The sequence below is a fragment of the Hyunsoonleella sp. J2K-J805 genome (assembly GCF_057167125.1).
In genome coordinates this window covers 2,950,222-2,961,759 of record NZ_CM169901.1, presented here as the reverse complement: position 1 = coordinate 2,961,759, position 11,538 = coordinate 2,950,222, and the positions used below count along the sequence as shown (strand labels likewise).

Below are 11,538 nucleotides of genomic sequence, written 5' to 3'. Positions count from 1 at the left end.
AGATTGAAAAAAGGTGGGCAGCAAAGTTTTTTTTAAGTGACTAATTCAAAAAATTATACTTTACTTCCAAAGTTTAGTGGATCTCTTATGTTTTCAGTAAAGCCCTTGTCTGCCCCACCTTTTAGCAATTGCGAAGTAAAAGAAGTCATAAAAGTCTGGAAACAAGGTAATTCCCATAATACTTTACCCTTCCGATAAAAATTTACTTTCGTTTTACCTTGGAGCTTAGACTGGCTTTTGTTTGTATATACTCGGTAGGAGTTAGTGAAGTTTCCTTTTTAAACGCTTTATTAAATGTCACCTTGTTATTATAGCCCACTTCATAAGCCACATCAATTATGTTTAAGCTACCATGTGTGTCAGACTCAAGTATTTTTATCGCCTCTTTGATTCTGAACTTATTAATGAGTTCAAAAAAATTCATTTTGAAATGCTCATTGATAATCTGAGATGTATTGTGCCTAGTAGTATTTAAGTTATTAGAGAGAATCTCTAAATTAATATCACTGTTTTTATATATTTTCTCTTGAACAAGTAGTTTAATTAACTGCTCTTTTAATTCGTTGGAAAGTCCAGGTGTAAGACCAGATTTTTCATATTTTGGGGTAAACACCATGTCAATACCATTATTTAGATTAGCATTAAATATATTTGGTTGAACAAACGCCATGTAAGCTATGTATAATATCATTATTGTCATAGCGCCGATTTGAAAATGGTAAACATATGTAGAAACATCGCTCTTTATAATGTATGCAAATATGCCATATATAAAATAGGCTGCTATATAAGCGACATGAATTCTATATAGGTTTTTGAACCACTTTTTTATGGACGACTTATGTGGCAACTCCTTATTAATTTCCATCTTGGAAAACTGTGCTTTCCAAATACAAAACGCATAAAATATTAGTGATGTTATTTTTATAAAAAAAGTAAACGTATCATAAAAATCGCTTTTAAAATCACTTAGTCCTAGCATTATTCTTAACTTTTCCGAAGCAGGTTTAGCATAAAGGGGTATTAAGAAAATTAACAAAATTAATGTAGGCAAAACATGTAATAAGTCTTTGGCTCGGAACTTAAAATTTTGGGTAACGCTTTTAAAATAAAAAAATAATAAAGGCCCAAATAATAAAGCTACTGAAGACGACATTCGGTAAGCATGAGGAAAACGTAATAGAAGCCTAGACATAAACAACACAAACTCAAGAATAAACAATGAATGAATTGCAATAAAACCTCCAATGAACAACTTTGCATGTCTATTCCCTTTTTTGGTAGTATTTATAGCCAAAGCAAAAAAGAAACCAATTAAGGCTGCATAAAAATATATAAAACCTAAGGTGTGTATACTTGGTAAGTACTTTTGCTGTAAATTTAGGTACTCTTCAGAGTCTTGAATTACATAATAGGCACTGTTGGACAGAATATCAAAGTCCAATGTATTTGAAATATATTTTTCCGAAAATATTTCTGCATCTTGCGGTTGATTTAACTCTGCATTTAACAAGGCTAAGTTTTTAAAAACTTCTATAGAATCACTCGGCTTTTCTGATAATGCATCTTGATAAAGTACTAAAAGCTCTAGTCTTGTTAAGCTATTGTTGATATTTTTCTCCTCAATTAAGCTGTCAATTTGAAAAGCCCTTACAGGCTCAAACCCAGAGATTGCATTGCATTTAAAACCAAAAATAAAAACACACAAAAAAACTAGTACTATTTTGGTTTGATGGTTCATTAAAAATTGGTTGAGAATAAATATCAAAAGCTAAGGTTGTAGCTTTACTGCTATTTTATTATGAATTTATAAATAAAGATATCGGTAAATCTTAAAAAATTCTTAAAAAGGTAAATTCCGATAATCTTTTACTACTATTATCAGGCTTAAAGCATAAAAAAGCCATTCCTGGTTAGAAATGGCTATAAACTGTAATTATAAATAAAGACTACCCTCTCACCTTCTGCTCCCAATTCCAAGCAGAACGAATAGCATCATCTAAAGAAAATTTTGATCTCCAACCTAATTCTTCATTCGCCAAAGTAGTATCAGCATATGCCGCTGTAATATCCCCTGCTCTCCTATCTACTATCTTGTAATTTAATTCTTTACCTGAAACGCGCTCAAATGATTTTACAACTTCTAATACCGAACTTCCTTTACCTGTTCCTAAATTAAAAGTTTCATAATTAGCTTTATTATTTCCATGCAGCAATCTATTAAGTGCAACAACATGTGCTTTTGCCAAATCCACTACGTGAATATAATCTCTGATACATGTCCCGTCTGGTGTAGGATAATCATCTCCAAATACCGAAAGTTGTTCTCGCAAGCCTATTGCCGTTTGGGTAATAAATGGCACTAAGTTTTGAGGCACACCAATAGGTAACTCTCCAATCTCGACTGATTCATGAGCTCCAATAGGATTAAAGTATCTTAATGCAATGGCCTTTAAAGAGTCTATAACCTTACAGGTATCTTGTATGATCTCCTCCCCAATTTGTTTTGTATTGCCATATGGCGATTCTGCTTTTTTAACAGGAGCACTTTCAGTAATTGGTAGTTCATCTGCTTGTCCGTATACGGTACATGATGAACTAAAAATAAAGCAAGCAGAGGGTAATTTTTTCAACTCCTTTAGAACATATACTAACGTGGCAATATTGTTTTCGTAATACAACAATGGTGCTTGCACACTCTCTCCAACCGCTTTACTTGCTGCAAAATGAATGACACCCTTTATGTCGTTATGTTTAGCAAAAAATGCGCCAACACCAGCCTTATTTTTTAAATCTAATTTTTCAAAAATTGGTTTTTTACCAGTGATATTAGTAATGCCTTCTAAAACATCAATTGAGGAATTTGACAAATCGTCAATGATAACTACGTCATAGCCCTCATTTTGCAACTCTACAGCAGTATGAGAGCCAATAAACCCCAATCCACCTGTTACTAATATTTTATCCATTTATAAATTTAATTATGGTTGATGTTATAAAATCAACCTGCTCGTCATCCAATTCCGTATGCATTGGCAAGGAAATCACTTCTTTTACCAATGTATTTGTTACTGGAAAATCCGATTCTTTATATCTATCATCTTTATAAGCCTTTTGAAGATGCAAAGGGATTGGATAATATACACCACACGGAATACCATTTTCATTTAAATGCTTCACAAGAGCATCTCTATCAATATTTTTTAATTTTAATGTATATTGATGAAATACGTGACAATCACAAGTATCGCATATATTCTCACCACAACCATTAGTCAATTCTGGTGTAACTATATTTTCAATATTCTCAAAAGCTTTATTGTATCTAATTGCAGCACTTTGTCTTGCTTTATTATACCTATCCAATTTTGGCAATTTTGCATCCAATACTGCAGCCTGAATACTATCCAAACGCGAATTAACACCCACAACATCATGATGATAACGCTCATACATACCATGATTTACGATACCTCTTATGATGTGCGCCAAATCGTCATTATTAGTAAAAATAGCACCACCATCGCCATATGCTCCTAGGTTTTTAGATGGAAAAAATGACGTAGCCCCAACATCGCCAATGGTTCCTACTTTTGCCTTTGTACCGTCCTCAAAAGTGTAATTTGCGCCTATAGCTTGAGCATTATCTTCAATGACATGTAAACTATGCGCTTTTGCAATATCTAGAATGGCTTCCATATTTGCACATTGCCCAAATAAATGTACCGGAACAATCGCCTTTGTTTTTGGAGTAATGGCCTTTTTTAGAGCTTCAATATTAATATTGAAATCGTCTTCATTAACATCCACTAAAACAGGTGTTAAATTCAACAGTGCAATTACCTCTACGGTAGCTGCAAACGTGAAATCTGCGGTAATCACCTCGTCTCCTGGTTTTAAACCAAGCCCCATCATTGCTATCTGCAACGCATCTGTTCCATTAGCACACGGGATAACATGTTTTACACCTAAATAATTTTCTAAATTCTTTTGAAACTCGTGAACCTTTGGTCCATTTATAAAAGCTGTATTTTCAATTACATTATCTATTGAAGTAGAAACAACATCTTTTATGTCGTTATACTGACCTTTGAGGTCAACCATTTGAATTTTCTTCATATTCGAAGTTTTAGAATCATAATCACAAAAGCAGATTATGACCCCACTTTAATTATACTCTGCTTGAGTTGTCAACTTACAAAATTACAAAATTCATCAATGTCATCCATTGATTTATTTCAAAGAAATGTATTTTAGCAAGAAAGATAACAGGCTTGCAATATATATATAATATAGGCACATACTTTACAGATTATATTTTAAAAATCGTAGCACTTTTCAACGCTAAAATTAAACTAGGCGTTGCGGGAAGGAAGCATACGTTCAGCATGCTTGATCAACGACTTAAAGCTACAGACCGAACCATATGGTTTCATTGTGCATCCCTTGGCGAATACGAGCAAGGGTTGCCTGTTTTTGAAAAAATAAGAGCACATTATAAAAGCCATAAAATTGTGTTGAGTTTTTTCTCTCCATCAGGTTTTGAAATACGGCAGAACGCCCCTGTTGCGGATGTTGTAGTATACTTACCCTTAGATACTAAAAAAAATGCAAAACGTTTTATAAGACTTATACATCCAGAGCTTTCAGTCTTTGTAAAATACGATATTTGGCCAAATTATTTAATTGAACTTAAAAAAAGTGAGAGGCGGGCTATTTTGATTTCGGCTATTTTCAGGCCCGATCAAATCTATTTTAAATTCTATGGCAATTTGTTTAAGAAATCTCTGTTTGTTTTTGAGCATATTTTTACTCAGAATGAAAGTTCAAAGCAATTATTGAAGTCTATTGGCTATGATAATGTATCAGTTTCTGGAGACACTAGGTTTGATAGGGTAAGTAATCAAATAAAAGCGGACAACAGATTAAATTTTGTCGAGAAATTTAAAGGAAATGATTTGTGTGTAATATTAGGCAGCTCTTGGCCTGAAGATGAAACTTTATTTATTAATTTTATCAATACCAAAGCTTCTTCTGGAATAAAATATATAATAGCACCTCATAACATAAAAGAATCCCAAATCAGAAATTTTATTTCGAAAACTAATAGAAAAATCATATTATTCTCTGAGATTAAGAATAAATCTTTAGCTGATTATGATATTTTAATAATTGATACCATAGGGCTTTTATCTAAAATTTACAGTTATGGCGACATCGCCTATGTTGGCGGTGCTATGGGTACTACAGGGCTACACAACACGCTTGAACCCGCTGTTTTTAGTATGCCTATTTTAATTGGCCCAAATCATAAAAAGTTTCCTGAAGCGCAGGCCATGATAAATAATGGAGGGATGTTTACTGTAAAAAACCAAGAAGAATTTGATGAAACTCTAAAAAGTTTATTAGAAAATAGTGACTACAGAGAAAAATCAGGGTCTAAAAACTTGGAGTTTATAAAGAAGAATAGTGGTGCTGTCATCCAAATACTAGATTATCTGCGTATATAAGATGTTTTTCTTAAAGAAAACCAAAAAAAATGTTCGCATTTTAATTATTGATATTAAATTGCAAACTAAATAATTAACACTAAAAACAACGACAAAATGAAAAAATTAGTTTTAGGAACAGCTTTATTATTAGCATTAGGATTATCTTTTACATCATGTAGAGACACCAAAAAAGCTGAATCTGTAGAGGAAGCTATAGAAAATGCTGCTGATGCAACAAAAGAAGCTACCGATGATGCGGTAAAGGCTGCTGGTGAAGCTGCAGAAAAAGCTGGAGATGCAGTTGAAGGTGCTGTTAAAGAAGCTGGTGAAGCTGTAGATGGTGCGGTTGACGCTGCTGGTGAAGCCGTAGATAACGCCGCTAAAAAAGCAGGCGAAACAGTTGATAAAGCAGTTGATGCTGCTGGAAAAGCTGCTGACGATGCTGCTAATGCCGTAAAAAAAGAAGCAGAAAAATTAAAAAGCGGTAACTAAGAAAAGCCCTTGTTAAAAATTTCAAAACCACCTTGTACAAGGTGGTTTTTTTATTTATTTAAATAAAAGTGACAAGACAGAAGCTGAAACAAAACCAATTAAAGCCAACAGTGTTGTCATAACTGTCCAACTTTTAAAAGTCTGCTGTTCTGATAATCCTAGATATTTACCAACTAGCCAAAACCCACTATCATTAACATGCGATAAAATACTTGCGCCAGATGCAATAGCAATAACCATTAACGCTTTTTGAGGCTCTGAAATAGAATCTACTAAAAGCGGTGCCGTAAGTCCCGCAGCTGTAATCATAGCTACAGTAGCAGAACCTTGTAAGATACGGACTAAAGCTGCTGATAAAAACGCAAATAGTATAATACTCACACCTTTATCGGCAAAATAATTAGCCAACATTTCTCCTGTTCCTGTATTTACCAACATTTGCTTAAAGACGCCTCCAGCACCCGTTAATAAAATAATAATTCCAGCAGGCCCCATAGATTTTGTACTAATATCTAAAAGCTGTTGTTTTGTAAACCCTCTTTTTACTCCTAATGCATACCATGCGATAAGATTTGCTATTATTAAAGCCGAAAATGGATGTCCTATCATACCTACCCATTCTAGTATACTTTCTGAAAGATTATAACTTTCAAAAAATGGACTTCGGATTACAGTATTTAAAACAATTAAAACAATAGGTATTGTTATGATAGTAATTATAGTACGTACCGGCGGTGTACTTTTTTCTATTACTACCGTTTCACTTAACTGTGGTGCTTTTATGTGTATTTTCTTTGCAATATATTTTCCAAAAATAGGGCCACAAACTATAGCTGTTGGAATCCCTGCAATACATCCAAAAAGAATTACCCAACCTAAATCTGCTTTTAAAATATCTGCAACTGCTACTGGTCCAGGTGTTGGTGGTATAAATGCATGTGTTATGGCCAAACCTGCCAATAAAGGGATACCGTAAAGCAATAATGATTTGCCTGTTTTTCTTTGTAAGGCGTATATCATTGGCACCAAAATAATAAAGGCCACGTCAAAAAACACAGGAATTGCAACAACAAAACCTGTTAGCATTAATGCCCAAGATGATCGTTTTTCTCCAAACTTTCCTAACAAATAAGTTGCCAAAGATTCTGCGCCTCCAGAATGTTCTAAAATAGCACCAAAAATAGCTCCCAATCCAACAACAACAGCAACAAAACCCAATGTATTCCCCATGCCCTCCTGCATGGTTTTAACAATGGTTAAAGGAGGCATACCTGCTAATACACCAACAACGATACTCGCGATAAGTAACGCAATAAACGCTTGTATTTTAAATCGTAAAATTAGAACTAACAATAAGGCAACACCTATTAATACAGACGTTAAAAGAGAAAAATCTATCATGATGAACATCAATTTGTATGAAAAAATTGTCCTTCTGGTGCATCTACACGTTCGTACGTATGAGCTCCAAAATAATCTCGCTGTACCTGAATTAAATTTGCTGGAAGTTTTTCTGAAGTCATAGCAATCCAATAGTTATAGGCAGACCAGAAGGCATCAAATGTTGTTCGGTTAAGCATACTGAGCATAATACTCTGCTTAATTGCAGGTTCATCAGAGGTTAACTGCTTTAATATTGATTCACTATCAAAATAGCTATCGTGTCTCTTAAAAACATCTATTGAATCCTCTATAAATTTTGATCGTATAATACAACCGTTTGTCCAGATTGTTGCAATTTCGGATAAATTTAAATCCCAATTTAATGCATTTGAAGCTTCCTTTATCAATTCAAAACCTTGATGATGATTAATGATTCTGGCGAACCTATAAGCACCTTCCAGTAAGTCTATATCAACACTCTCATAGCTATTTAAATTTACATCAATAAACTTAGACAGTTTTACACTGCGCGACTTGAAGGAAGACACATAGCGTGCAAAAACCGCAGCAGACATCATAGTGTTTACAGAACCTAAATCAAAAGCTGCCTTTGCAGACCAAGAACCTGTACCCTTATTACCAGCTTTATCTAAAATAGTATCTAAACATATACATTGTTTTCAGTTTTTTGTAATATATCAATGGTGATTTCAAGTAAATAACTGTCTAAATCATTTGTATTCGAGGTTTTAAAAACGTCGGCTATTTCCTCGTTTGATTTAGATGTACTAAGTAAACCATATAATTCTGCAAGAAGTTGCATTTCGGCATATTCTATACCATTATGAATCATTTTTACAAAATGTCCTGCGCCTTCAGGCCCTATATGTGTACAACATGCTGCACCATCTTTATCTTTTGCAGCAATTGCTTCTAAAAAAGGGGCCACCTCTTTGTAACTATCTTTTGTACCTCCTGGCATTATAGACGGGCCCGTTTAAAGCACCACTTTCTCCACCTGAGATACCACAACCCATGAAGCCTATGTCTTTTTGTTTTAAAACTTCAACCCTTTTATTTGTGTCTAAATAGTGTGAATTTCCACCATCTAAAATCATGTCTCCTTCTGATAAAAATGGTAATAGTGCTTCAATTACCACATCTATAGCACGACCCGCTTTTATCATCATTAGTATTCTTCTAGGACGCTCTAAGGATGCAACAAAACCTCCTAAATCTGTAAAAATGTTTACAAACATCTCTTTTGATACACGCTTTGAAAAGTTAGCTAAAACATGCTGTTCTTCTGGTATTAATCTATTATATACAGAAACATTAAATCCTTTGCTGGCAAAATTTAGACTTAAACTACTACCCATTACTCCCAGTCCAATAACTCCTATATCTGCCTGTTTCATTTTATAATTGAGAAATTATAGTTTTAACAATTTGTTCTGGCGACTCAATAATATCAACGTGAATGCCATAATCTGGAATTTCTAATGTATCAAACTGTGTGTTTAATAAATTGGAACTCATAAAATGCCCTTGTCTTTGGTTAATTCGCTTTTCTATTACATCCTTTGTTCCTGATAAACAGACCCAAACTATGGATTTATAGTGAGATGAGAGCAACGCTCTATATGTTTCTTTTAGAGCTGAACATGCTAAAACAGCACCTCCATTTGAAGACCATAGCTTAATATGTTTAGCTAAATCTAATAACCATGGCTTTCTGTCTGCATCATTTAAAGTTTTATTGCTGGCCATCTTATCAATATTAGATTTCGGATGAAAGTCATCTGCATCATAATACGGAAGCTTAAGTTGATTAGCCAATTGTTTACTTATAGTAGTTTTACCACAACCGCTTACACCCATGATAACAATAATCATAATCTTTATTTGGCTAAATAGAATTTATGTTTTAATCCTTCAGATGCATTTGAGCCAATCCAAACATTAAAATCGCCTTCCTCCGCAGCTCTAATTAATTCGCTATTTGTAAATTTCAGGTCTTCAGAAGATAATGTAAATGTTACTTCTTGTGTTTCCCCGGATTTTAGCTGTATGTACTTAAAGCGCTTTAATTCTCTAATAGGTCTGGTAATGCTCCCGGTAACATCTTGAATGTAAAGTTGTACCACTTCTTTTCCTATGCCTGCCCTGAATTTGTGATGGAAGGTTTCATTTTAATAGTCTCATCAAAGTTTATAGTGTCTTTTGAAACTGCGATATTTTCGTACTCAAAACTGGTATATCCTAAACCATAACCAAATGGAAAATGTGGTTTATAACCAATATCAAGGTAGTGCGAATCGTTACCTAATGAACTTTGCCACGCACCAATAAGAATATCGTACATGGCTACATAATCTTCTTTAACAGCTGGTCTTCCTGTATTTTTATGATTATAGAAATAGGGTAGTTGTCCTGCTGTTATTGGACACGATACTGGTAATCGCCCTTGAGGTTCTGCTTCTCCAAAAACAATTTCAGTAATGGCAGGCCCGCCCATTGTTCCTGGATGCCAACACATCAGTATCGTATCCACATCGCTATAGATATTGGTAATACTTATTGGGCGTCCTGCCATAATGGCCAAAACAATAGTTTTACCTGTTTTGGCTATGGCTTTTATTAAGTCTTCTTGAACTCCTGGCAAATCTATAGAGGCTCTACTGTGTGCCTCACCAGAAGTATGGCTTCTTCGCCCGCTACAAATACCACAATATCTGATTGTTTTGCTACAGCCAAAGCTTTGTTAAATTGTGTCTTTTTTAAGTCTCTACTATGCGTTAAACCAGCAACATAGTTATAATTAATGTTCGCTGTTTTAAAAGCGCTAAACGGTGTTATGGCATGTTTTGGATTCCCATCAAAGGTCCAAGTACCCATTTGATCTAAGGGCGCGTCTGCTAATGGTCCTAGAAGTGCTACTTTTGCATTCTTTTTTAATGGAAGTACATTTTCATTCTTGAGCATTACTGTACTTTTAACAGCAGCATCTTTAGCTAATTCTAAATCTTCTTTATTATAAAAATTTGCAGTATTATTTTTGTCGCGATACGGTGTTTCAAATAAACCTAAGCGTAGTTTTATCCTCAATATATTTTTAACAAAAGTATTTAGTTGCTCTTCTGTAACTTTCCCTTCGTCTATAAGATCTTTTAAGTGATGCTCATAGGTTTTACTTGTCATTTCCATATCTAATCCAGCATTTGCCGATAATTGGGCAGCATGCTTTTCATCCTTGGCATAACCATGCAGAATCATTTCTGTAACCGATTCCCAGTCGCTCACCACAAAACCATCAAAATTTAGTTTATCCTTTAATATATCTTTTAAAAGGTACTTATGTCCAGAAGCAGGAACACCATTAATCTTATTAAAGGCAGTCATTACGGTTGCTACACCAGTATTAATTGCCGACTCAAAAGGAGGCATATACACATTTTGCATTAAGGGTTCTGGTATGTAGGTAGTATTGTAATCTCTTCCACCGATTGCTGCACCATACCCTATATAATGTTTTGCACAAGCCGCAATGTTATGAGGACTGCTTAAATCTTCGCCTTGAAAACCCTCGATGTAAGCCTTACCTAAAACAGAAGCCAAATAAGGATTTTCCCCTGGAGACTCAGCAATTCTTCCCCAGCGGCTATCTCGGGCAATATCTAACATAGGGGCAAAGGTCCATTTTATACCAACAGAGCTTGCCTCTTTTGCAGACACCATGGCTGAATTTTAGCCACTTCTGCATCCCAAGAAACTGCCATTCCAAGTGGAATAGGAAACATGGTTTTAAAACCATGGATAACATCTCTAGCAAAAATTAAAGGTACTTTATTAGGCCTCTCCTCTACCGCAATGCGTTGTAGCTCATCAACAAATTCAGTATTCATCACATTTAACAGTACCCCAACTTTACCATCTCTAACTTGCTGTTTTAACTCCTCGGATAGGGTTTTAGATCTGCTTGAAGTACCACGCAAGTTGGTTTGTCCTATCTTTTCCTCCAGAGATAATTGAGACAAAAGCTTATTGATGAATTCTTCCTCTTTTTCAGAATTTTCATCAACTGCATGGATGCTATTGTCTTGTTTTTCACAACTCCATAAGCCTATAAACAATAGAACTATGACAATACGGTAATCAATCTTCATAAGGC

11 protein-coding genes and 1 pseudogene are annotated in these 11,538 nt (G+C 34.5%); 2 read left to right on the top strand and 10 right to left on the bottom strand.

Annotated elements, in window-relative coordinates:
• Positions 1-202: 202 nt before the first annotated feature.
• From AC1B0Z_RS13110 to AC1B0Z_RS13100, 3 genes are all read right to left on the bottom strand, one after another.
• On the bottom strand, positions 203-1,741 hold the full coding sequence (locus AC1B0Z_RS13110; RefSeq protein ID WP_483792490.1) for a helix-turn-helix domain-containing protein: 1,539 nt from the start codon (positions 1,739-1,741) through the stop codon (positions 203-205).
• A 208-nt stretch (positions 1,742-1,949) separates the two neighbouring features.
• Complete coding sequence (galE, locus tag AC1B0Z_RS13105; RefSeq protein ID WP_483792489.1) at positions 1,950-2,969, bottom strand: UDP-glucose 4-epimerase GalE; 1,020 nt, start codon at positions 2,967-2,969, stop codon at positions 1,950-1,952.
• Positions 2,962-4,119 carry a DegT/DnrJ/EryC1/StrS family aminotransferase gene (locus AC1B0Z_RS13100; protein WP_483792488.1) on the bottom strand — a complete coding sequence of 386 codons (1,158 nt, stop codon included), beginning with the start codon at positions 4,117-4,119 and terminating at the stop codon, positions 2,962-2,964. Before AC1B0Z_RS13100 ends, galE begins: the two co-directional genes overlap by 8 nt.
• 155 nt (positions 4,120-4,274) lie before the next feature.
• Here AC1B0Z_RS13100 and AC1B0Z_RS13095 point away from each other — a divergent pair, with 155 nt between their 5' ends.
• Both AC1B0Z_RS13095 and AC1B0Z_RS13090 read left to right on the top strand, forming a co-directional pair.
• A complete protein-coding gene (locus tag AC1B0Z_RS13095) occupies positions 4,275-5,510 on the top strand; it encodes a 3-deoxy-D-manno-octulosonic acid transferase (RefSeq protein ID WP_483792487.1) in 1,236 nt (411 codons plus the stop codon).
• Between the two features lie 96 nt (positions 5,511-5,606).
• Positions 5,607-5,984 carry a hypothetical protein gene (locus tag AC1B0Z_RS13090; RefSeq protein ID WP_483792486.1) on the top strand — a complete coding sequence of 126 codons (378 nt, stop codon included), beginning with the start codon at positions 5,607-5,609 and terminating at the stop codon, positions 5,982-5,984.
• 54 nt (positions 5,985-6,038) lie between these two features.
• Here AC1B0Z_RS13090 and AC1B0Z_RS13085 read toward each other — a convergent pair whose 3' ends face one another.
• The 7 genes and pseudogenes from AC1B0Z_RS13085 to AC1B0Z_RS13055 form a co-directional block, all read right to left on the bottom strand.
• Complete coding sequence (locus AC1B0Z_RS13085) at positions 6,039-7,385, bottom strand: GntP family permease (protein ID WP_483792485.1); 1,347 nt, start codon at positions 7,383-7,385, stop codon at positions 6,039-6,041.
• A gap of 8 nt (positions 7,386-7,393) precedes the next feature.
• The gene (locus tag AC1B0Z_RS13080; protein WP_483795308.1) at positions 7,394-8,023 is read right to left on the bottom strand and encodes an NADP(+)-dependent, decarboxylating phosphogluconate dehydrogenase; all 630 of its coding nucleotides are present in this window, start codon (positions 8,021-8,023) and stop codon (positions 7,394-7,396) included.
• Positions 8,024-8,028: 5 nt separating this feature from the next.
• The gene (locus AC1B0Z_RS13075) at positions 8,029-8,349 is read right to left on the bottom strand and encodes a hypothetical protein (RefSeq protein WP_483792484.1); all 321 of its coding nucleotides are present in this window, start codon (positions 8,347-8,349) and stop codon (positions 8,029-8,031) included.
• Positions 8,327-8,785: an NAD(P)-binding domain-containing protein gene (locus tag AC1B0Z_RS13070; protein ID WP_483792483.1), complete on the bottom strand. Its 459-nt coding sequence runs from the start codon at positions 8,783-8,785 to the stop codon at positions 8,327-8,329. Before AC1B0Z_RS13070 ends, AC1B0Z_RS13075 begins: the two co-directional genes overlap by 23 nt.
• 1 nt (position 8,786) lies before the next feature.
• Complete coding sequence (locus AC1B0Z_RS13065) at positions 8,787-9,263, bottom strand: gluconokinase (RefSeq protein WP_483792482.1); 477 nt, start codon at positions 9,261-9,263, stop codon at positions 8,787-8,789.
• Between the two features lie 5 nt (positions 9,264-9,268).
• The gene (locus tag AC1B0Z_RS13060) at positions 9,269-9,514 is read right to left on the bottom strand and encodes a fibronectin type III-like domain-contianing protein (RefSeq protein WP_483792481.1); all 246 of its coding nucleotides are present in this window, start codon (positions 9,512-9,514) and stop codon (positions 9,269-9,271) included.
• Positions 9,515-9,522: 8 nt separating this feature from the next.
• Positions 9,523-11,533, bottom strand: a pseudogene (locus tag AC1B0Z_RS13055) (glycoside hydrolase family 3 N-terminal domain-containing protein).
• Positions 11,534-11,538: the final 5 nt, after the last annotated feature.

Coding starts and splice junctions, on each gene's coding strand:
- AC1B0Z_RS13110 (WP_483792490.1), bottom strand. CDS start 1,741: ATGAACCATCAAACCAAAATAGTACTAGTTTTTTTGTGTGTTTTTATT.
- galE (WP_483792489.1), bottom strand. CDS start 2,969: ATGGATAAAATATTAGTAACAGGTGGATTGGGGTTTATTGGCTCTCAT.
- AC1B0Z_RS13100 (WP_483792488.1), bottom strand. CDS start 4,119: ATGAAGAAAATTCAAATGGTTGACCTCAAAGGTCAGTATAACGACATA.
- AC1B0Z_RS13090 (WP_483792486.1), top strand. CDS start 5,607: ATGAAAAAATTAGTTTTAGGAACAGCTTTATTATTAGCATTAGGATTA.
- AC1B0Z_RS13085 (WP_483792485.1), bottom strand. CDS start 7,385: ATGATAGATTTTTCTCTTTTAACGTCTGTATTAATAGGTGTTGCCTTA.
- AC1B0Z_RS13075 (WP_483792484.1), bottom strand. CDS start 8,349: ATGCCAGGAGGTACAAAAGATAGTTACAAAGAGGTGGCCCCTTTTTTA.
- AC1B0Z_RS13070 (WP_483792483.1), bottom strand. CDS start 8,785: ATGAAACAGGCAGATATAGGAGTTATTGGACTGGGAGTAATGGGTAGT.
- AC1B0Z_RS13065 (WP_483792482.1), bottom strand. CDS start 9,263: ATGATTATTGTTATCATGGGTGTAAGCGGTTGTGGTAAAACTACTATA.